The 19,636-nt window shown below is 53.0% G+C and carries 20 protein-coding genes; 12 read left to right on the top strand and 8 right to left on the bottom strand.

All coding sequences use genetic code 11. The annotated features are described in order from the left end of the window. Nucleotides 1-21 precede the first annotated feature (21 nt). The 3 genes from rfbB to C5Y44_RS02700 all read right to left on the bottom strand — a co-directional run bounded on the left by rfbB (nt 22) and on the right by C5Y44_RS02700 (nt 3,606). On the bottom strand, nt 22-1,005 hold the full coding sequence (gene rfbB / locus C5Y44_RS02710; protein WP_105323671.1) for a dTDP-glucose 4,6-dehydratase: 984 nt from the start codon (nt 1,003-1,005) through the stop codon (nt 22-24). Nucleotides 1,006-1,122: 117 nt separating this feature from the next. After that, entirely contained in the window at nt 1,123-2,475 is a 1,353-nt protein-coding gene (locus tag C5Y44_RS02705) for a M1 family metallopeptidase (protein ID WP_105323528.1), read from the bottom strand. 54 nt (nt 2,476-2,529) lie between these two features. Then, the gene (locus tag C5Y44_RS02700; protein ID WP_105323527.1) at nt 2,530-3,606 is read right to left on the bottom strand and encodes an alpha/beta hydrolase family protein; all 1,077 of its coding nucleotides are present in this window, start codon (nt 3,604-3,606) and stop codon (nt 2,530-2,532) included. Nucleotides 3,607-4,561: 955 nt separating this feature from the next. Here C5Y44_RS02700 and lpdA point away from each other — a divergent pair. Then, nucleotides 4,562-5,974, top strand: a complete 1,413-nt coding sequence (lpdA, locus tag C5Y44_RS02695; protein WP_105323526.1) for a dihydrolipoyl dehydrogenase — start codon at nt 4,562-4,564, stop codon at nt 5,972-5,974. A 102-nt stretch (nt 5,975-6,076) separates the two neighbouring features. Here lpdA and ramB read toward each other — a convergent pair whose 3' ends face one another. Beyond that, complete coding sequence (ramB, locus tag C5Y44_RS02690; protein ID WP_105323525.1) at nt 6,077-7,486, bottom strand: acetate metabolism transcriptional regulator RamB; 1,410 nt, start codon at nt 7,484-7,486, stop codon at nt 6,077-6,079. A 421-nt stretch (nt 7,487-7,907) separates the two neighbouring features. Here ramB and C5Y44_RS02685 point away from each other — a divergent pair, with 421 nt between their 5' ends. From C5Y44_RS02685 to C5Y44_RS02650, 8 genes are all read left to right on the top strand, one after another. Beyond that, nucleotides 7,908-8,663, top strand: coding sequence for a succinate dehydrogenase cytochrome b subunit (locus C5Y44_RS02685; protein WP_105323524.1), 756 nt, complete (start codon nt 7,908-7,910; stop codon nt 8,661-8,663). 34 nt (nt 8,664-8,697) lie between these two features. Continuing rightward, nucleotides 8,698-10,713 carry a fumarate reductase/succinate dehydrogenase flavoprotein subunit gene (locus C5Y44_RS02680; protein ID WP_066792327.1) on the top strand — a complete coding sequence of 672 codons (2,016 nt, stop codon included), beginning with the start codon at nt 8,698-8,700 and terminating at the stop codon, nt 10,711-10,713. Next, entirely contained in the window at nt 10,713-11,462 is a 750-nt protein-coding gene (locus C5Y44_RS02675; protein ID WP_066792328.1) for a succinate dehydrogenase/fumarate reductase iron-sulfur subunit, read from the top strand. Before C5Y44_RS02680 ends, C5Y44_RS02675 begins: the two co-directional genes overlap by 1 nt. A 60-nt stretch (nt 11,463-11,522) precedes the next feature. Next, a complete protein-coding gene (locus C5Y44_RS02670; RefSeq protein WP_105323523.1) occupies nt 11,523-11,897 on the top strand; it encodes a hypothetical protein in 375 nt (124 codons plus the stop codon). Nucleotides 11,898-12,018: 121 nt separating this feature from the next. Next, nucleotides 12,019-13,416, top strand: a complete 1,398-nt coding sequence (locus C5Y44_RS02665; RefSeq protein WP_105323522.1) for a DUF445 domain-containing protein — start codon at nt 12,019-12,021, stop codon at nt 13,414-13,416. Between the two features lie 86 nt (nt 13,417-13,502). Further along, entirely contained in the window at nt 13,503-14,096 is a 594-nt protein-coding gene (locus tag C5Y44_RS02660) for a CGLAU_01105 family protein (protein ID WP_105323521.1), read from the top strand. Nucleotides 14,097-14,237: 141 nt separating this feature from the next. Next, nucleotides 14,238-14,537: a DUF2516 family protein gene (locus C5Y44_RS02655; RefSeq protein WP_066792332.1), complete on the top strand. Its 300-nt coding sequence runs from the start codon at nt 14,238-14,240 to the stop codon at nt 14,535-14,537. Between the two features lie 240 nt (nt 14,538-14,777). Then, a complete protein-coding gene (locus tag C5Y44_RS02650; RefSeq protein WP_369831065.1) occupies nt 14,778-15,155 on the top strand; it encodes a deoxyribose-phosphate aldolase in 378 nt (125 codons plus the stop codon). On the opposite strand, the gene C5Y44_RS02645 is transcribed toward C5Y44_RS02650, so the two are convergent. The 3 genes from C5Y44_RS02645 to C5Y44_RS02635 form a co-directional block, all read right to left on the bottom strand. Further along, a complete protein-coding gene (locus C5Y44_RS02645) occupies nt 15,152-15,961 on the bottom strand; it encodes a DUF2993 domain-containing protein (RefSeq protein ID WP_105323519.1) in 810 nt (269 codons plus the stop codon). The two genes, C5Y44_RS02650 and C5Y44_RS02645, sit on opposite strands and share 4 nt — an antisense overlap. A gap of 69 nt (nt 15,962-16,030) precedes the next feature. Further along, nucleotides 16,031-16,843, bottom strand: a complete 813-nt coding sequence (locus C5Y44_RS02640) for an SAM-dependent methyltransferase (protein ID WP_075722280.1) — start codon at nt 16,841-16,843, stop codon at nt 16,031-16,033. Nucleotides 16,844-16,890: 47 nt separating this feature from the next. After that, entirely contained in the window at nt 16,891-17,382 is a 492-nt protein-coding gene (locus tag C5Y44_RS02635) for a DUF2505 domain-containing protein (RefSeq protein ID WP_105323518.1), read from the bottom strand. A gap of 24 nt (nt 17,383-17,406) precedes the next feature. Here C5Y44_RS02635 and C5Y44_RS02630 point away from each other — a divergent pair, with 24 nt between their 5' ends. The 3 genes from C5Y44_RS02630 to C5Y44_RS02620 all read left to right on the top strand — a co-directional run bounded on the left by C5Y44_RS02630 (nt 17,407) and on the right by C5Y44_RS02620 (nt 19,118). Next, entirely contained in the window at nt 17,407-18,519 is a 1,113-nt protein-coding gene (locus C5Y44_RS02630; protein WP_369831061.1) for a UDP-N-acetylmuramate dehydrogenase, read from the top strand. Nucleotides 18,520-18,588: 69 nt separating this feature from the next. Beyond that, a complete protein-coding gene (locus C5Y44_RS02625) occupies nt 18,589-18,840 on the top strand; it encodes a type II toxin-antitoxin system prevent-host-death family antitoxin (protein ID WP_105323516.1) in 252 nt (83 codons plus the stop codon). An 11-nt stretch (nt 18,841-18,851) separates the two neighbouring features. Beyond that, nucleotides 18,852-19,118: a type II toxin-antitoxin system RelE/ParE family toxin gene (locus tag C5Y44_RS02620; RefSeq protein WP_105323515.1), complete on the top strand. Its 267-nt coding sequence runs from the start codon at nt 18,852-18,854 to the stop codon at nt 19,116-19,118. A gap of 54 nt (nt 19,119-19,172) precedes the next feature. Here C5Y44_RS02620 and C5Y44_RS02615 read toward each other — a convergent pair whose 3' ends face one another. Continuing rightward, nucleotides 19,173-19,607 carry a hypothetical protein gene (locus tag C5Y44_RS02615; RefSeq protein ID WP_105323514.1) on the bottom strand — a complete coding sequence of 145 codons (435 nt, stop codon included), beginning with the start codon at nt 19,605-19,607 and terminating at the stop codon, nt 19,173-19,175. Between the last annotated feature and the right edge of the window lie 29 nt (nt 19,608-19,636).

Genomic DNA, 19,636 nt, shown 5'->3' with positions numbered 1-19,636 from the left:
GGTTAAAAACTTCTGGACAGACTACTGGCCTTGTGCAGCATAAGTAGATTCCACTTTTTCCTTAGCATCTTGCCACCACGCGGTATTCTCGCGGTACCACGCGATGGTATCGATTAACCCCGCGCGCAGATCGGTATAGCGCGGACACCACCCTAATTCCTCGCGCAGCTTGGACGCATCCATGGCGTAGCGCTGGTCATGTCCAGGGCGGTCTGCCACATGCTCATATTGCCCCGGAATATCCATGAGCTCACAAATCAGCTCAATGACCTCGCGGTTATTGATGTCTTTTTGATCAGCGCCAATATTGTAGGTCTCGCCGAATCTCCCGTGGGTAAGGATATCCAGCACCGCCAAGTTGTGGTCTTCAACGTGAATCCAGTCGCGGACTTGCTCACCCGTGCCATAAAGCTTGGGTGTGCGACCAGATAAAATATTGGTGATTTGCCGCGGTATGAACTTTTCGATGTGCTGGTAGGGGCCGTAATTATTTGAGCAATTCGACACGGTTACTTGCAGCCCAAAAGACCGCGCCCAGGCGCGCACCAGGTGGTCCGAGCTAGCCTTCGAAGCTGAATACGGCGAGGAGGGAGCATAGGCAGTGGATTCAGTAAATTTTGTGGGTGCGCCGATTTCTAAATCCCCAAAAACCTCATCGGTGGACACGTGATGCAGATACACCGAATGTTTGCGGGCAGCCTCGAGCAGCACAAAAGTGCCCATGATATTGGTGGTGATAAACGGCGATGGGTCATGCAAAGAATTGTCATTGTGTGACTCTGCTGCAAAATGCACGATGACATCGGCGTCTTTGGCTAAAGAATCCACCAGCGCGGCATCAGTGATATCGCCTTCGACAAAGTTTGCGCGGCAACCAGCCAAATTTGCGCGGTTGCCGGCATAAGTTAGCTTGTCGATGACAGTGACCTCACATTCTGGCCACTGCTTTTCCACTAGGTGCACGAAATTGGCACCGATGAACCCCGCTCCGCCAGTAACCAGCATGCGAGAAAAAGAACGCGGCTCAGTACTGGCGTGAACATCTGTGATGTGAACGTCGTGCGGAGTGGAATCGAAAGTGCGCATGAGAAATAAGTCTAGCCGTTGAGAGTTCTTTAAGCCTTAGGCAGGAAACTTCGGTAGCTGCTTGTGGTTGAGCCAAACATCGAGAAGCTCGGCGACCTCGTCCAAACTAACCCCGGCCTTAAGCGCTGCATCATCGATGTGACCAAAGAAATCTTTGGGCATCACGGTGCTGTTGCGGCCTGCGTGCAAATAGTTGCGGACAGCATCAAAGAAAGCCTCATCACCTAATAAACGGCGCAGCGCATGAATGGTGATAGCCCCGCGTTTGTACACGCGGTCATCAAACATGTCGTGCGCACCAGGGTCCGCTAGGTGAAGATTTTGGGCCTTACGGCTCAACACCAGATAGTGACTGCGTGCTACCTCATGCGCGGAATCCGTTCCTTTCTGCTCTACCCACAGCCATTCGCAGTAGCAGGCGAAACCTTCATTGAGCCAGATATCTTTCCATTCGGAAATACCGACAGAATTACCAAACCATTGGTGCGCTAATTCATGAGCGATAAGACGCTCAAAGCGGTGATTGCCCGCGATGTGGTTGGAGCCAAAGATGGATAAACCTTGTGCTTCCAGCGGGATCTCTAGCTCGTCCTCGGTAATCACTACCTGATAATCCGGGAAAGGATATTCCCCAAATAAAGACTCATAGAAATCAAGCATCTCTTGCTGTTGCTTGAACTCTTCCAGTACTCGTGCGCGCAAATGTCCTGGCGCCCAGGCGGTGGTATTGCGACCGAGCTTGAACTGGGTAAATTCGCCAATCTGCATGGTCGCAAGGTACGTCGCCATGGGGCTTTTGACCTTATAGTGCCATTCGGTGGCGCTATTGCGACGCTTCTTTGACATCAAGGTGCCGTTGGAGATCACAGTGAAAGGATCATCGGCGGTCACACGGATGTCATAGGTAGCTTTTTCACTGGGGGTGTCATCGCACGGGAACCAGCTAGGTGCGCCATTAGGCTGTGATGCAACAAGTGCACCAGACTCGGTTTCTTCCCAGCCAATTTCACCCCACGTCGTACGGATTGGCCGTGGGTTACCGCCGTAGCGCACGGTGAGGACAAACTCTGTTCCTGCTTCAATGACCTCATCAAAAGTGATGCGGATCTTGCCGCCAGATTGGCGAAAGCGCGTAATTTTAATGTGCTTATTAGCCGAGATACGGCGTGTGGCCATCGCTCCGCCCAAATCTAGGGTGAGGTTGTCCAGGTCTTCTGTCACGCTAATGTGCAGATGGGCAACACCGGAGAGCAAATTCGGCTCGACACGGTAGACCAATTCCAGATCATAATGGTCGATGGAAAAGCCGACGTTGAAATCAACACCGGTGTAGGGGTCTGTAAATTCCCCGGACAAACGCCGAAGGGCGGTAGAAAGCAGCGATTTCATGATGCTGCAATTCTACCGCCCTTTAGGTTTCTACCTAATCTGGCTCAACTGGACTTAGGAGAGAGCCTTAGCGAAGGTTGGCCAGGACTTTTCCAAGTCTTCGCGCCAGCCTGGCCAGGAGTGGGTGCCAGTGTCGCGGAAGTTGTAGGTAGCTGGAATGTTCTTGCTCTTGAGCTTAGCTTCCAGGTTGTGGGTGCAGTGGTTTACGACAGCTTCGATAACGCCGCCTTCAATCTGCAAGGTAGCTGCGCCAACGGAAGCTGCAGTTGGGTCTACACCCTGCTTGACGTAGTAAGAAGGCATATCGGTCTTGCCTGCAAGGCCATTGCCCGAAGAGATGTACAACGCAGTACCGCGCAGTTTCTCCGCGTTCATCAACGCGTCGTTGTAACGGTTGGTGCGAGAACCACGCGTGCCCCACATCTGCTCTGGCTCGCCACCGCCACGGTTGACGGTCAAGCGCAGAGATTCGTATCCCACGAAGCTGGAGGTATCAGCACAGCCGGCGTAGGAGCCAACTGCATCGTAGAAGCCAGGGTTGTGCTGAGCGAACAACAGGGAAGAAGTAGCTGACATGGACATGCCAGCAACTGCACGCTTGTTATTAGCCTGCAGACGGTCTTCCAATGGGCCAGGAAGTTCCTTGGTCAAGAAGGTCTCCCACTTCTGTGGGCCCGTCAGGTAGCTCTTATTAGGGCTAGTGTTCCAGTCAGTGAAGTAAGAAAACGCGCCAGCCTGGGGAATAACAACGTTGACGTCCTTGTCAGCGTAGAAGTCAACCACCTCTGACTGGTTTAACCAGTCAGTATCCTGCTCTGCGCTCCCTGCACCGTTGAGTAGGTAGATGGTTGGGCGATCAGGGTTTTGTGCAGGAATGACTGCAAGTGGAACCACGCGACCGTCCATTGCTGGGGAGGTTGCTTCAAGCTTGAGTACACGCTCATCATCGCTGTACTTTTGGTACCACTTCTGATCTTCAACATCAGCGGTAACTTCCAAATCCCGAACCTCAGACAGGGCGGTGTCTCCAGCTACATCAGCAGGGGTCAAATCTGCTGCTGTTGCCGCAGGTGCGGCCAGCATGGCCCCAGCGACGGTGAGCGCCGCAGCCAGCGATTTCATGCGTTTCATGGTTTTAATAATTCCGTTCTGTATGAGTTAAGGGAATGGAAGCTTTCCGGTTAATTCTCTGCTAGTTCTTCACAACGCGCAAACGAAGCAGAGATCCTTAAGAAAATAAGACGTCGCTTCTTTTCTATCAGATACCTGAAAAATTACTAGGTGCGAGATACTATTCCGCTGCTTAATTATCGCCGCGTGATCAGGATTCGTTAGCAATGCTTAGAAAATTCCCAGTCAACCCAGTCAACGAGATTATGTTGTCCGCGAATATGGAAATTTAAAAGGCCTGTTACAGAAACCTGTATAGCGGCTAGCAATCATGGAACACGCACAGCTTAACAGCAATACGGTGTGACTGCTGGTACCAGTGTGACAAATATGTCATAATCTTCTCAAGCTCTTTGCGGTGCGCAGGCTGATTCCAGAAGGCTAAAAGACATCTGGCTTGGGCTTGGGGCGCTGGCAGTGAGAGCTTGCCTAAAGTCGGGGTAACAACCCTTCCATCTCAATCGTTAGTACCTATTGTCAACGCGAAACCTTGAAATGCGGTGTGAAACTGGGCATAAGCTGGATGCTAATGTCGATCACATTCGCCTGTGATAGGTCGCCGCAGGTATGCCCACCCAACACGAAAGAACAACCAGATGAACTTCCTTGACACCATGATCGTTGCCTTCAACACTGCTATTGGCCCATTCCTGCACATGGGTTCTGCTGCATCCTCGAATCTGCTGCTAACGCTCGGCCTGATTTAATCCATTTCAGAACCATTTGCGGAACAGTCGTTTATGACTGTTTACCTCATTTTGGGGTTATAGATTTTTAGAAACCACCCAGCCTGGCTGGGTGGTTTTGTTGTTTTATCCCCAGTGCTTGCGCGTAGTGGCCTAGAAATGGCTTACAGAAAGCGAATAAGTCATCCCGATGCAGACATTTCAATAACGATTTAAGTACCCTAGTAGGCGTGACTAATGAACATTATGACGTAGTAGTAATCGGTGCGGGCCCTGGTGGCTACGTATCCGCCATCCGTGCAGCACAGCTGGGCAAGAAGGTTGCAGTTGTAGAAAAGCAGTACTGGGGCGGTGTGTGCTTGAACGTGGGTTGTATCCCATCCAAGGCACTGCTTAAGAATGCTGAAGTAGCGCACACCTTCAACCATGAGGCTAAGACCTTTGGTATCTCCGGTGACGTGAGCTTCGACTTCGGAGTCGCACACCAGCGTTCCCGTAAGGTTTCTGCGGGTATCGTCAAGGGTGTCCACTACCTGATGAAGAAGAACAAGATTACCGAAATCGACGGCCTTGGCTCATTCAAGGACGCTAAGACCCTTGAGATTACCGAAGGTAATGACAAGGGTAAGACCATTACCTTTGATAACGCCATCATTGCTACCGGCTCTGTTGTTCGCTCCCTGCCAGGTGTAGAAATCGGCGGCAACATTGTTTCCTTCGAAGAGCAGATCCTCGAAGAGGAAAAGCCAGATTCCATGGTTATCGTCGGTGCAGGCGCCATCGGTATGGAGTTTGCTTATGTTCTTGCAAACTACGGCGTGGACGTCACCATCGTTGAGTTCATGGACCGCGTTCTTCCAAATGAGGACAAGGACGTCTCCAAGGAGATTGCTAAGCAGTACAAGAAGCTTGGCGTTAAGCTCCTGACCGGTTACAAGACCACTTCTATCAAGGACAATGGCGACGACGTCACCGTTGAAATTGAGTCCAAGGATGGTTCCAAGAAGGACACCTTGACCGTGGACCGCTGCATGGTTTCCATCGGCTTTGCTCCTCGCACCGAGGGCTACGGCCTGGAAAACACCGGCGTAAAGTTGACCGAGCGTGGCGCTATCGACATTGATGACCGCATGCGCACCAACGTTGACGGCATCTACGCTATCGGTGACGTCACCGCTAAGCTGCAGCTCGCACACGTTGCTGAGGCGCAGGGCATTGTTGCCGCAGAAACCATCGCTGGTGCAGAAACCCAGGAACTGGGTGACTACATGATGATGCCACGCGCAACCTTCTGTAACCCACAGGTTGCATCCTTCGGTTACACCGAAGAGCAGGCTAAGGAAAAGTTCGCTGATCGCGAGATCAAGGTTGCGACTTTCCCATTCTCTGCAAACGGTAAGGCAGCAGGCCTGGCTGAAACCGCTGGCTTCGTAAAGCTAGTTGCGGACGCTGAGTTCGGTGAACTGCTCGGTGGACACATGGTTGGCGCCAACGTTTCTGAGCTTTTGCCAGAGCTGACCATGGCGCAGCGCTTCGACCTAACGGCTGAGGAAATTGGACGCAACGTCCACACCCACCCAACCTTGTCTGAGGCAATGAAGGAAGCTGCCCACGGCATCGCTGGCCACATGATTAACCTCTAAACGGCCTTCGGCTTTTAGCAGAGGACAACTAAAAAGAGGGCTAAAACCTTCAAGGCGGGGCACCTACAAACTGTAGGTGCCCCGCCTTTTTGGGTGCATCTTCTAATAGGGCGCTACCGAACTGCGGTGAGCATCAATCTCAAGTGGTTCATTGATTGCTGGAAAAGCACGTTGTGCACAATTCTCTCGTGGGCACATGCGGCAGCCAATACCGATCGGAGTGGCAACAGACATATCACTAAGGTCGAGTCCTTCGGCATAAATGGTTCGATCGGCATGGCGCGCTTCGCAGCCCAGCCCTACCGAGAACATTTTGCTGGTGTCTTTGAATTGCCCCTGCGGATGCCGGATTGCTCGCGCAACCCATAAGTAATTGCGACCATCAGGCATTTGCGCAAGCTGGCGCGAGATAACACCGGGTTGCGCAAAGGTTTCATACACATTCCACAGTGGGCAGGTTCCACCTGAATTGGAAAAATGGACTCCGGTTGCGGACTGGCGCTTCGACATATTTCCAGCACGATCCACGCGAACGAAGGTAAACGGGATACCGCGCTGGTTAGGGCGTTGCAAGGTTGACAACCGCGAAGCCACGGTTTCGTATCCGACGCCGAATACCTGGCATAGGTACTCGATATCGTATCCACATTGTTCAGCTTCAGTATGGAAAGTGTCATAGGGCATCAAAGTCGCCGCAGCAAAGTAGCTTGCGATGCCACGACGCGCCAAGTTCAAGGACGCTTGGGAAGTAAAAGGCTCGGAATCGGTGAGCTCATTGAGCATGTCGCCAACTTCCATAAAGGACAATTCCGAGGCCATGCGGAAAGCGCGCTGTCCTTCAGTAAGCCGGCTAGCTAATGCGAGAACTCCAGTATCGGCATCGAAACTATGCTGTGTGCCATCAAGCGGAGAGGTGGTAATGACCTCGACGTTGTGTTTATCCTTCAGTCGGGCAACAAGTGCTTGTTCCGTATCGCGGATTCTAAACTTAGATACGCCCAGATCGAGGGAAAGCGCTTCGGCAGCATTATCCAAACCATCAAGATAATTCTGGCGGGCATAAAAGAAATCGCGGACTTCATCGTGTGGCATCGATAAAGCCTGAGAACCATCCCGAGTGCGGCGTGTATCGGTAGCTAAAGAAAGCTTGTCCCGTGCATTGCGGTAGCGCCGATGAATATCCACCATGATGCGGGCGACCGAGGGATGGTTGTAAACCAATTCACTTAGTTCTTGGAACTCGACCGGGGTGGGGCAGAGCTCTTTGTCCTGAACGACGTCCTGGATTTCGGCGAGCAACCGGGAGTCATCGTCACGCGAGAAAAATGTGGCGTCCACGCCAAAGACTTCAGTAATCCGCAACAAAACCGGAACGGTTAACGGGCGAACATCATGTTCGATTTGGTTGACATAACTTGCTGACAGCCCCAAGGTTGCTGCCAGCGAAGCTTGGCTCAAGTCTCTTTCGCGGCGCAGTTGTCGCAGCCGGGATCCCACGTAGGTCTTACTCATGCAGGCAACGTTACCCAATGCAAATAGCAATTATCAGGAAATTAGCTAAGTTTGTGTACTTCGGCTTCACGAATTTGCAAATGTGGGCGTGATTAGGTGTTTGTTGAAAGTCGCTGGGGTTCAGAGGGGGAAGGATGGGGGAGTACTTACTAAAGTATGACACCGATCGGGGTGAATACCTCACCCTTGAGATTGCCTGTGCCAAACCTCACAATTCTTTAAGTATTTACGCAACGCCAATGTTTCCTAAAGGGATGATCCCAAGCGTGCGGCGGTATTTATCCGGAAGAAAGAAGGTAACCCTAACCTTATATTTGAGCAGGTGTCAACAAGGGGGTGCCTGAAAACCTTCAAAAAGCTACATATCAACTGGTAAACGCCGGTTATTCCTGCGTAAGGTATTAGCGACAATGGAGGTGTCATGACTGTTAAGAATCCGGACCGTGAAGCCATAGATCACGGCCACATTACTAATGAGCCACTTCGCGCTAAGCCGTCAATTCCGTCTTGGGCGCTGAAGCTGACCATGGCTGTAACAGGCCTACTTTTTGCTTTGTTCGTTGTTGGCCACATGGCCGGTAACTTGAAGCTTTACGCACCAGCGCATGGCGGTGAAGAAGCGCTTGACGTTTACGGTGAATTCCTGCGTAGCATGGGCGAGCCAATATTGCCGCACGGTACTTTGCTCTGGATTATCCGCATCGTATTGCTTGCTGCACTGTTCGGCCACATTTATGGCGCGATTGCATTGCACAGCCGTTCCAAGAATTCCCGCGGTAAGTTCAAGCGCACCAACCTGATGGGCGGCCTGAGCTCTTTTGCTACCCGCACCATGCTGGTAACTGGCGTTGTGCTGTTGCTCTTCATCATCTTCCACATTCTGGACCTCACCATGGGTGTAGCTCCAGCTGCGCCAGATGCTTTCGTAGCTGGTGCTGTTAAGGCGAACATGGTGGCAACCTTTAGCCGCTGGCCAGTCACCATTTTCTACGTACTGACTATGGTGTGCCTCTTCTTCCACCTGACCCACGGCATCAAGCTTGCAGCTAATGACCTGGGCCTGACCGGTTACAAGACTCGCCAGACCTTCTTGTTCCTGTCTTATGTCATTCCCGCCGTCGTTTGCTTGGGCAACATTGTTATGCCACTGTCCATTGCTTTTGGCTGGGTCAGCTAGGAACCAGGACTGATAGGAAAGTTTGAATAACCCCATGACTAATACTGAACTCTTGCGCGAGCACCCAGATTTCTCGCACCCGAAGTCTATCGTTGACGGTGTTTCTGCCGGTCGCATCCTGGAATCCCACGAGCCACACGGCGTTCCTATGAAGGACATGTGGAACTACCACAAGGACCACATGGAACTTGTGTCTCCACTGAACCGTCGTAAGTTCACCGTCTTGGTTGTCGGCACCGGCTTGTCCGCAGGTGCAGCAGCGGCAGCACTTGGCGAGCTGGGCTACAACGTTAAGGTCTTCACCTACCATGACTCCCCACGTCGTGCGCACTCCATTGCTGCGCAGGGTGGTGTGAACTCTTCACGCTCGAAGAAGGTTGACAACGACTCCGCTTACCGTCACGCAAAGGACACCGTTAAGGGCGGCGACTACCGTTGCCGTGAGTCTGACTGCTGGCGCTTGGCGATGGAATCCCCACGCGTTATTGACCACATGAATGCAATCGGTGCGCCGTTCGCCCGTGAATACGGCGGCACCTTGGCTACCCGTTCCTTCGGTGGTGTGCAGGTCTCCCGTACCTACTACACCCGTGGACAAACAGGTCAGCAGCTGCAGCTGTCGACGACCTCTGCGCTTTACCGCCAGTTGGGACTCGGCAACGTGGAGCTTTTTGCTCACCACGATATGCAGGACGTTATTACCTTTGAGGACAACGGTAAGAAGCGCGCCGGCGGCATCGTTACCCGTAACTTGATCACCGGTGAGCTCAAGGCTCACACCGGTCACGCAGTTATCTTGGGTACCGGTGGCTACGGCAACGTCTACCACATGTCCACTTTGGCTAAGAACTCGAATGCAGGCGCCTTGATGCGTGCATACGAGCAGGGTGCGTTCTTTGCTTCCCCAGCATTTATTCAGTTCCACCCAACTGGTCTGCCTGTAAACTCTTCTTGGCAATCCAAGACCATTTTGATGTCGGAGTCGCTGCGCAATGACGGCCGCATCTGGTCACCAAAGAAGGAAGGCGACGACCGCGATCCGAACTCCATTCCGGATGAAGAGCGCGACTACTTCCTAGAACGCCGCTACCCGGCGTTCGGCAACCTCGTTCCCCGTGACGTTGCATCCCGTGCTATTTCTCAACAGATCAACGCCGGCTACGGCATTGGCCCATTGAAGAACTCTGTTTACCTTGACTTCCGCGACGCCATCCAGCGTCTGGGTAAAGACACCATCCGTGAGCGTTACTCCAACCTCATTGAGATGTATGAGGAAGCAATTGGTGAGTCTGCATACGAAACCCCAATGCGTATTGCACCTACTTGCCACTTCACCATGGGTGGTCTGTGGACCGACTTCAATGAGATGACTTCAATTGACGGTCTGTTCGCAGCAGGTGAGGCATCGTGGACCTACCACGGTGCTAACCGCCTGGGTGCTAACTCCCTGCTGTCGGCATCTGTTGATGGCTGGTTCACCCTGCCATTCACCATCCCTCACTACCTGGCTAACCACCTCGGTGAGGAAAAGCTGCCAGAAGATTCTGCAGAGGCACAGGCAGCAGTTGAGCGTTCACAGGCTCGCATCGACAAGCTGATGAACATCCGTGGTGAAAACCCACACGGTCCTGCGTATTACCACCGCCAGCTCGGTGAGATCCTGTACTGGGGCTGTGGCGTTTCTCGTAACGTCGAAGACCTCAAGACTTCGATTGAAAAGATTCGCGAACTGCGCAAGGACTTCTGGGAGAACGTACGTATCCCAGGCGCTGCTGATGACATGAACCAGGTACTCGAGTACGGTGCTCGCGTTGCGGACTACATCGACCTCGGTGAGCTCATGTGTATTGACGCTCTCGACCGCGATGAGTCCTGTGGTGCTCACTTCCGTGATGACCACTTGTCCGAGGACGGCGAAGCTGAGCGCGATGATGAGAACTGGTGCTTCGTGTCCGCTTGGGAGCCAGGCGCGGCCGAAGGCGAATTCATCCGCCACGCTGAACCACTGTACTTTGATTCGATCCCGTTGATGACTAGGAACTACAAGTAATGAAGCTGACTTTAAAGATCTGGCGTCAGGCTGGACCAACCCACGACGGTAACTTTGAGACCGTTCAGGTCGATGACGCCGAAGAACAAATGTCAATCCTCGAACTTCTGGACCACGTCAACGACCAGATTATTGAGCGTGGCGAAGAGCCATTCGCTTTTGCATCTGACTGCCGTGAAGGCATCTGTGGTACCTGTGGTTTGACCGTAAATGGCCGCCCACACGGTCCTGGACAAAACACTCCTGCTTGTCAGCAGCGTCTATTCCAGTTCACTGATGGCGACACCGTTACCCTGGAGCCTTTCCGTTCCGCGGCTTACCCTGTCATCAAGGACATGGTTGTTGACCGCCGCGCTCTTGACCATGTCATGGAGCAGGGTGGCTACGTCTCCATGGATGCAGGTACTGCACCAGATGCAGACACCTTGCACCAGAACCACGAGACCGCAGAGCTTGCTCTGGACCACGCGGCCTGCATTGGCTGTGGCGCGTGTGTCGCAGCTTGCCCAAACGGTGCAGCGCACCTGTTCACCGGTGCCAAGCTGGTTCACCTGTCCCTGATGCCTTTGGGTCAGGACGAGCGTGGCCGGCGTGCTCGCAACATGGTCGACGATCTGGAGACCAACTTCGGTCACTGCTCCCTCTACGGTGAGTGTGCCGACGTTTGCCCTGCGGGTATTCCGTTGACTGCTGTGGCAGCTGTTACTCGTGAGCGTGCTCGCGCAGCTTTCCGCGGCAAGGATGACTAAGCTATAGTTATCTATAGAAAATAGAAATATACAAGGTACGAGAAAGAGATATGAGCCGCCATGAGTGCACATAATCCGGCAGTAGCTGACTTCCGCAGCGAGACCTACCCTGAGTTCTCTGGAAAGATTCAGGATACTTACATTGAGGGCTATGTCCCCAACTCCTTGTCGGCACCTCACTCCTCACTCCAGCGCACCTCTACTTGGTTGGGCATGGGTTTGCTGATGGGTACCGTGCCACCGGCAGGTATCTTAATTTGGGCTCTTGGAGTGATGACGGAGCCAGCTGGTCTTCAAAGTGCTGAGCAGCACCAGACTCTGCTGTGGATTGGCATTATCGCCACCGTCATTGTTGGTGTGGTTGCTTCTTTCTTGATCTGGTACGGCCGCCGCTACTACCGTCAGTACCGCGCGGAGACTGGTCGTAGAGACTAAGTCTTAGGTCTTCCACCTCCTTGCAAAACCCGCTGGTTTTTACCAGCGGGTTTTGTGATCGCATAGACTAAATGGGATTGAAAGTTTTAGGTTTCAACAAGGATTTCGGAGAGACATCACCATGGGGAAACACCGCGCCTTAGACCCGGAAACAACCGGTCAGGATATCGCGTTGCAGCGAGAGCAGGTGGCTACTAAGCCATCCAAGTCCCAGCCGCCGGCACGGCGTGATGACTTCCGGAAAGTTCCGGGCCCCTCACCGGAGGTAGAGGCGCAACGCCGTCGTACTTTAAGAAATCACAAGATTTTCGTTACGGCGCTACTTATTGTTGCCGCGATTATTTTCCTCGCGTGTTCCTGGTGGCAAAACCAGGAAGGCGGCGCGCCGACCTGGGTAGGTTATGTCCGCGCTGCTGCCGAAGCCGGCATGATTGGTGGTCTGGCGGACTGGTTTGCCGTAACCGCACTGTTTCGTCATCCTTTGGGCATTCCTATCCCGCACACAGCCCTGATTCGGGAGAAGAAGGACTCCGTCGGAGAGGCGCTTTCGGATTTTGTGGGCGAGAACTTCCTCAACGCCGAATTGATTACCGATAAGGTGTCCCAGGCTAATCTGCCTGAAAAGCTCGGCACTTGGTTGTCGCAGCAAGCCAACGCGGAAAAGGTTGCACGGGAGGCGGGGCGTTTAACTGCGAATGCAGTTCGTGCCTTAGACCCAAAAGATGCCGAACTGCTTATCCAATCGCAGTTGATTGACAAACTTGCGGAGCCACAGTGGGGTCCGCCATTGGGCAAATTGCTCGCAGGGCTTATCGAAGACGGCAAGGTTGAACCCGTTGTTAATGAGATTATTGACTGGAGCCACAAAAAGGTTCTGACCATGGAAGATTCTGTGGTCACCTTAATTGATGAACGCATGCCCAACTGGGCGCCGCGTTTTACCCGCTCTTTAGTCGGAGAGCGCGTTTATAAAGAACTGGTTTCATGGGTTACTGACGTCAAAAACGATGACGAGCACGAAGCACGCCAGGCAATTCGTCGCGGGTTAAAGAATTTCGCCGCGGACTTGCAGTCCGATCCAGAGCTCATCGCGCGCGTGGAGTCTTTGAAATCAGACATTATGGGTTCCACTCCAGTTCAAGGCGCAGCGGAAGCTATCTGGGCTAAGGCCGCCGAAGCGATCATCGACCAGGCTGAAACGACCGATTCAATGTTGCGGCAAAAGATTGTGGAGCTGTGCTTGAAGTGGGGTACCAACATCGTGGAAGACCCACAGCTGCGTGAGTCTTTGGATAAACGCATCCAAGGTGCTGCAAGATTCTTGGCTGATAACTATGCGTCCGAGGTCACCAGCATCATCTCGGAGACCATTGAGCGCTGGGATGCAGACGAAGCCTCAGACAAAATCGAGCTCATGGTGGGTAAAGACTTACAGTTCATTCGCCTCAACGGCACGATTGTCGGTGCGATTGCTGGTTTGGCTATCTATACGGTCAACCACCTGCTTTTTGGCCTCTAAAGTTTTCGGATTGAAGAATATCGGGAGCGTTAAGTGACCTGTGCCGCTAATATGGAAAGCACACTAACGCGAACGAGGAGAAAATCATGGCAGACCCAACATCCCCGTATGATTCCTACGATGACGCAGTCAACGCAGACCGCGATGCTGAGGGGGCAAAGCACCGCAAGGACGAAGACACCGATGCAGGTGCGAATGAGACCTTAGAGTCCCTCAAAGCAGCAGGTACGTCCGCGCTTGGGGTGGCTAAGGAATTTACCAACCGTTTCCGCGAAGACCGTGCAGCAAACGCGGATGGTAACGAAACGCCAGAAAGTGTTGAATCTCCAGGTGAGGAGAAGAAGGGTTCTTTCTTCGACCGCGCTACCGATTTTGCGAAGGATATTGGTGGATCTGTTCGCCGAGCAGCAGAAGGTACCCGTGATACTGAGGCTTTTAGTGAAGCTAAAGAAAAAGCTGGCAGTGCCTTTGGGGTGGTGCGCGAAGAAGCAAGCGATGCCGTTAACAACGTCAAGTCGCGCATCAATGAGCGCCGAGACGCAAAGTCTGTTGACGACGCCCAAGACACGAAGCCACAAAAGGGCGATGACGTAGCTGATCCGACTGCAGAAGTTGTCGAAGGTGAAGTTATCTCTTCAGATAATGACACTGACAATCAGACTGGAAATCCTACTTCTTAGTCAGAGCACCAATCTTTCTGCGCCCTCTACCGCCTACTAGGTGCATTGGGTATTAGGCTGCTAGGATCACTAAGAGTATTGTGCGCCTAGTAAATTCTGGGCGCGAACCACCTTTAATGATTGAGACTTGACTGACGCATCATGGCTTTTGCAACTAATTTTATTTTTTTCGTGAGTGTCTTCCAGAATAATCTGTTTCGCGCGCTCGCTATTGCAGCGATCGTTGGTCTCATCATGGTTGTGATGACCCGGGAGGATGCTTTTCCTGCTGGTGACCGTCAGCCGAAGATGATCTGGGCAGCAATCTTGGGCGGCTCTGCTTTTGCAATGATTTTGCCGCTGCCGATTTTGTCTTGGGTAGGAGCGGTAGCCACCGGTGTTTATTGGTTTGATGTGCGCCCGCAGTTGCGCTCCATCATCAACGGTGAATACAACTACTAGTCAGTAGAACTGATCTGAGAAAAGGAACCATAGAAGGACAGGGCGCAGAGTACTCTGCGCCCTGTCCTTTTATACGAGTAAGCAGGGAATACTGTGTCTGATTTTCATGCTCTATCGCTGCTGGGGGCATCTGCACAGCAGGTAGAAAAGGTAGTAAAAGAGCTAGGTTCTTTGCCGCATATTGGCAACCAGCGCGTTCGCCTCGTTGTAGATCCTCCGCAGGTAACGCTAGTTGTCCAGTTGCTTAAAGAAAGCCAGCTGCCGGTCATCGTCGTTAGTGTTGCGGGTTATCCCACGGGCCGGCATCACACCCTGATTAAAGCCTCAGAAGCACGCTTAGCGGTGCAATCAGGAGCAGAGGAAATCTGGGTCAGTGTTGATGACACGATCACGGATTCAAATACGCATTTAAGTGAATTCATCACTATCCGGGAAGCCTGCCCAGACCCTATTGAGCTGGGGCTTATTGCGCCTGCCGATGCCAATGCTCAGCCAAGTGCTCAATCTGCCATACAGGCAGCGAGCTTGGCAGCATTTCAGCGCATCATCTCCACCCCCGGTGCGCAGGCTTTCGAAGAAGCCGGACGTCCCTTGGAGATAGTCGAGGTAGACCTTTAGCTTGCCGGTGCTGGTTCTTCCACTGCATCGACAGTTTGAGACATCTGGCTATTCATTTCTTTGAAATTGACGTTGTCGCCAGAGACACGAATAGACACTGCACCGTCAATGATGGTGACATCTTCGATTGTTAAATCACCGGTGAACTGTTCCTGCATTCCCTTGCTTAGTCCCTCGGAGATGGACTTCGTTGCTTGTTCCGGCAAGGACATGCCAAAGAGCGTGGAATCAGTAGCTTCTAGCTGAATCTGACCATTGGCAGCTGAAGGTCGCAAAGAGATAGTGGCTAGCCCGCTGCCTAATTCGAAGTCCAGCACGCCAGATTCACCATTGGCGGTGATATCAGTGACGACAACGTTGCGCAGCATATCTACCCCAGACTCATTGGCGATGGAGTCTTGGAACGTTACTAGCAGGTAGTCCTCTGGAATAACCGTGGTGGCGATCATATGTCGCGCAACGGGATCGTCAGAGACGGTCATGCCTTCCATTTCAATGGTGGATTCCGGCTGACCGGTAATGACATCACCGTTAATCTGCAAGGTCGATGGCGTGTGCAAATTCAGCTGGGAGATTTCGCCTTTAGCTAAGCCGAAAATCAGCGGAGAAGAACCGAATGAAACCTCGGGTTCTTCCGATACCTCAATGCCATCTGCTTGCGCGGAGGCATGAAATTGTTCTTTAACCTGTTTTGCGGTGAACCAACGCATGCCGAACTCAGCCAGCAATACGATGATGAGCAGCACCACCAGTATGCCGACGATGATTTTCCACGCGGTTGAGCCCGCTGATTTAGTCTTTGCCATAGCTACCAGTGTGACGCATGTGCACTACTTTGGGCAACGCGAGGCACATATCAGGGGGCTAACTCACAGCTAACCTGCAGGGGCTACAACGTCCCAGTCCACGGTGAGTACACAATCGCGGATTCGACGTCGGATAGGGTGGAGTGCAACCCCCTGAGCAATCATCAATTTACGAGCCTCGCGCCAGCGAATCCGCGGACCATGCGGGGCCCAACCAGCAGCTTGCGCCCAGGCGGCGTCGGCAGCCTGCAGAAGCTCATAAATTGGCTCGCCCGGTACGTTGCGGTGAATAAGTACCTTGGGCAAACGCTCGGCCAATTGCGAGGGAGTTTCCACATCAAATGGGTCCCATGCCAAAGTTAAAGTCTTAGGACCATTGGCGTCTAATAAAATCCAGGTGCTGCGTCGCCCGAGTTCATCGCAGGTGCCTTCGACGAAGAAACCTCCCGGTGCCAGGCGCGAAGTTACAGACTCCCAGGCCGCAGGAACCTGGTCCACGTCATACTGGCGCAAGACATTAAAGGCACGCACGAGCTGCGGGCGGTAGTTGCGCAATTCGAATCCGCCCAGTTCAAAGTTCACGCCATCGCGCGGAGGTAAAACTCGCTCGGGATTGATCTCCAATCCGGTAACGCGCACGTTCGGATTCACGGTGCGCAGCCAGCGGGCCCACTCCACGGTGGTGGTGAAAGACGCGCCATAGCCCACATCTAAAGCCAATGGTGCATCTGTCATGCGCAGCAGGGAGGAAATTTCAGGGTGATAAGCCATCCACCGGTCACAGCGCCTTAGCCGGTTGTGGTTGGTGGTGCCGCGGGTAATAACGCCAAAAGGCCGACCAGCAACCGCGTCAGCGCGCAGGTTATGTGCATGGTCGGCCATGGAAAATTAAAGCCCGTGTACTTAGAAAAGTCGAAGTGGAGAAAACCTTAGAGGTTCTCAGAAATCCACTGATCAGCGAGTTTAGCTTCGTTGCCGAAGAGCTCTTCTAGAGCTTCAGCAACCTTAGGTTCAATAGCAGCACCCATCAATGGGATGTTGATGGAGACGTCAGTGGTGTAGTTCAGGTCGGTCTTCTCGCCTGCACCAACCAGGTTGATATCGCCCTTGAAATCTACTGGGGTGCCCTTGACATCAGCGTTGAAAGCGGTGGTGAACTTCTGCGCATCCAAGCCGCCGATGTTGAGCACGCGCTTGACCTTCAGAGACTGAGAGACCATGGCGCGAACAGCTTCTGGCAGAAGGGTGGTTGGCAAAACCTCGAACAGGGTTACTTCTTCAGTGGTGAACTCGTTGACCTCACCTGGTTCAGGGGAGAGGTTGGCGGTAATGAACTCCCAAAATTCCTTGGTGGAGTACGCCTTGTGCACCTTTTCAATGGGGTGATTGATAGTTACGGTGTTTTCGCTACGGGTTGACATGCTTAACAGACTACCTTGGTAAGGGTGAACGATGAATTAATGACCCAGCACCTGAAAGAATTCGTCGGCGTGGAAATAGATACCACTTCTACTTTCGCCGACATGACCACGTTGCGCGTGGGCGGAAAACCCCGCTACACCGTGCGTTGTGACAACGCGGATGCCGCAAGCTTTGTCGTCCGCGTGCTTGATTCAGAAAATATCCCCTTGGTCATTGTCGGGGATGGCTCTAATCTTTTGGTGGCGGATGCGTCCATGGGCCAGGCGGATTTAGATTATGTCGTGGTCTCACTGGATTTTCCACACATTCAGGTCAACCAGGATTCCGGCATTGTGCGCGCGGGGGCTGGCGCCAATTGGGACAAAGTGGTGGCAGAAGCTGTCGATGCAGGCCTTGGCGGCATCGAGTGCCTCTCCGGCATCCCGGGGCGCGCTGGTGCCGTGCCGGTACAAAACGTGGGCGCCTATGGCACCGAAGTATCAGATGTTTTGACCTGGGTGCGCTTGTATGACCGCAAGACACAGGTAGATGAGTGGGTTGAAGCGTCCACATTGGATCTGCGCTACCGCTACTCAAATATTAAATTTACCCAGCGTGCCGTCGTCTTGGCTATTGAGATGCAGCTGACTACCGATGGTTTATCCGCACCGCTAAACTTCCGCCAGCTGACCGAGAACCCCGGCGAGCGCCGCCCGGTCAAGGAAATACGCGACACCGTATTAGAGCTTCGTCGCGGCAAGGGCATGGTGTTAAACCCCAACGATAGGGATACCTGGTCAGCGGGCTCCTTCTTTACCAACCCGATTGTGCCGGCAGAAAAGGCCGACGAGGTCGCGCAGCGTGTTGCCGCCAAGCTTGGCGATGAAGTCGCCGAGACCATGCCACGCTTCGATGCTGAGGGCGGCAAGAAGCTTTCAGCTGCGTGGCTCATTGAGCGCGCCGGGTTTAAGCGTGGTTACCCCGGTATCGAGGCGCAAGCTCGCTTGTCGACGCTTCATACCCTCGCGCTCACTAACCGCGGCGAGGCAACGTCCAAGGACATCGTGGACTTGGCACGTACCATTCGCGATGGCGTCTTCGACGAATTCGGCGTCAAGCTTGTTCCTGAACCAGTTTGGCTCGGCACCGAAATCTAGTGCGAAAATTTAAAGATAATCAGGAGGGACTATTGTGGTACATCTTGTACAAGATGTACGATTCGGGGTATGAGTACTGAAGTAACTACCAGTGAGTTTCGCAACGAACAGAGCCGCTACCTCGACGCTGCTCAGCGTGAGCCCGTTTCAATCCTCAGCCGGGGTGCTCGCCGTCGTGCAGTCGTCGTCTCTCCTGATTTCTTCGATCGCGCAATCGAAGCTCTTGAGGATATGGAAGATATTCGCGCTGCTGCGGCTGCCCGTCGAGAGGGCGGCGAAATGACTCTTGAAGAACTCAAAGCTGAGTTCGGTCTGGATTAATCTCTAAACAAATGTCCGAATCTAAATACTCGGTGTCGTTTAGAACTGCAGCAATTAAGTCCTTACGTAAGCTGGAGAATTCTCAGAGAGTAAAACTCATCGACGCTATTGAAGGTCTTGCAGACGATCCTAGGCCCGTCGGAGTTAAGAAACTGCAGGGAGGAAGCGGCGAGTACCGCATTCGGGTCGGCTCTTATCGCGTGATTTATGAAATCCAAGATAAACAGCTAATAATTCTCGTTCTTAATGTGGGGCATCGCAGAGAGATCTATCGATAGGAATACTGCCCATACGTTTGCAATGAATGAGGTTCAAATGCGTGGGCAGTGCTTTTATTTATCAGCCTGATGCTTGTCGAATTCGGCGAAGGCAGCCAAGAGATCCAGGTTCGCGTCCCGTTCACCTTCGTGGTGGACGAGCTCTTCAACCTGCGCCAAAAGAGGGGTGAAGGAACGGTTGGTAGTGTCCTCAAGTCCGATGCCAACGCGCTCGGCATAGGGGTCTTCCCCAATAGGGCCAATCGCCCAGCGTGCCCCGGTGGTCGCGATCATCCACGTGCCGGCGATGACGAGTATGTCGTGAACCTTTCGTTGTTCTTCGATAACGGAGGAAAGCACAGCGCTCACGATGTCTCGAGGAAAGTCGCCTTTCCCAGCAACGATGGTTTCTCGATCGGCATCACCTAGGGTGCCAAGTGCTCTTGGAACCTCGACGTCGATGAATTTAGCAAGCCGATTCCCGAACTGTTCTTTATAGCTTTCGAGCATGAAAAAGCTCCCTCCCGGGTTGGGTGTGG

The organism is Corynebacterium sp. J010B-136 (genome assembly GCF_002967075.1).
Taxonomy (GTDB): Bacteria; Actinomycetota; Actinomycetes; order Mycobacteriales; family Mycobacteriaceae; genus Corynebacterium.
The sequence above is the reverse complement of the archived record's forward strand: the minus strand, read 5'-3'. Positions and strand labels throughout refer to the sequence as shown.

Bases quoted from the DNA above. Each gene is read 5' to 3' on its own strand.
- C5Y44_RS02665 (WP_105323522.1), top strand. From the start codon at position 12,019: ATGGGGAAACACCGCGCCTTAGACCCGGAAACAACCGGTCAGGATATC.
- C5Y44_RS02625 (WP_105323516.1), top strand. From the start codon at position 18,589: ATGAGTACTGAAGTAACTACCAGTGAGTTTCGCAACGAACAGAGCCGC.
- C5Y44_RS02640 (WP_075722280.1), bottom strand. From the start codon at position 16,843: ATGGCCGACCATGCACATAACCTGCGCGCTGACGCGGTTGCTGGTCGG.
- C5Y44_RS02645 (WP_105323519.1), bottom strand. From the start codon at position 15,961: ATGGCAAAGACTAAATCAGCGGGCTCAACCGCGTGGAAAATCATCGTC.
- ramB (WP_105323525.1), bottom strand. From the start codon at position 7,486: ATGAGTAAGACCTACGTGGGATCCCGGCTGCGACAACTGCGCCGCGAA.
- rfbB (WP_105323671.1), bottom strand. From the start codon at position 1,005: ATGCTGGTTACTGGCGGAGCGGGGTTCATCGGTGCCAATTTCGTGCAC.
- C5Y44_RS02670 (WP_105323523.1), top strand. From the start codon at position 11,523: ATGAGTGCACATAATCCGGCAGTAGCTGACTTCCGCAGCGAGACCTAC.
- C5Y44_RS02655 (WP_066792332.1), top strand. From the start codon at position 14,238: ATGGCTTTTGCAACTAATTTTATTTTTTTCGTGAGTGTCTTCCAGAAT.
- C5Y44_RS02675 (WP_066792328.1), top strand. From the start codon at position 10,713: ATGAAGCTGACTTTAAAGATCTGGCGTCAGGCTGGACCAACCCACGAC.
- C5Y44_RS02680 (WP_066792327.1), top strand. From the start codon at position 8,698: ATGACTAATACTGAACTCTTGCGCGAGCACCCAGATTTCTCGCACCCG.
- C5Y44_RS02615 (WP_105323514.1), bottom strand. From the start codon at position 19,607: ATGCTCGAAAGCTATAAAGAACAGTTCGGGAATCGGCTTGCTAAATTC.
- C5Y44_RS02620 (WP_105323515.1), top strand. From the start codon at position 18,852: ATGTCCGAATCTAAATACTCGGTGTCGTTTAGAACTGCAGCAATTAAG.
- C5Y44_RS02700 (WP_105323527.1), bottom strand. From the start codon at position 3,606: ATGAAACGCATGAAATCGCTGGCTGCGGCGCTCACCGTCGCTGGGGCC.
- C5Y44_RS02685 (WP_105323524.1), top strand. From the start codon at position 7,908: ATGACTGTTAAGAATCCGGACCGTGAAGCCATAGATCACGGCCACATT.
- C5Y44_RS02705 (WP_105323528.1), bottom strand. From the start codon at position 2,475: ATGAAATCGCTGCTTTCTACCGCCCTTCGGCGTTTGTCCGGGGAATTT.
- C5Y44_RS02635 (WP_105323518.1), bottom strand. From the start codon at position 17,382: ATGTCAACCCGTAGCGAAAACACCGTAACTATCAATCACCCCATTGAA.
- C5Y44_RS02660 (WP_105323521.1), top strand. From the start codon at position 13,503: ATGGCAGACCCAACATCCCCGTATGATTCCTACGATGACGCAGTCAAC.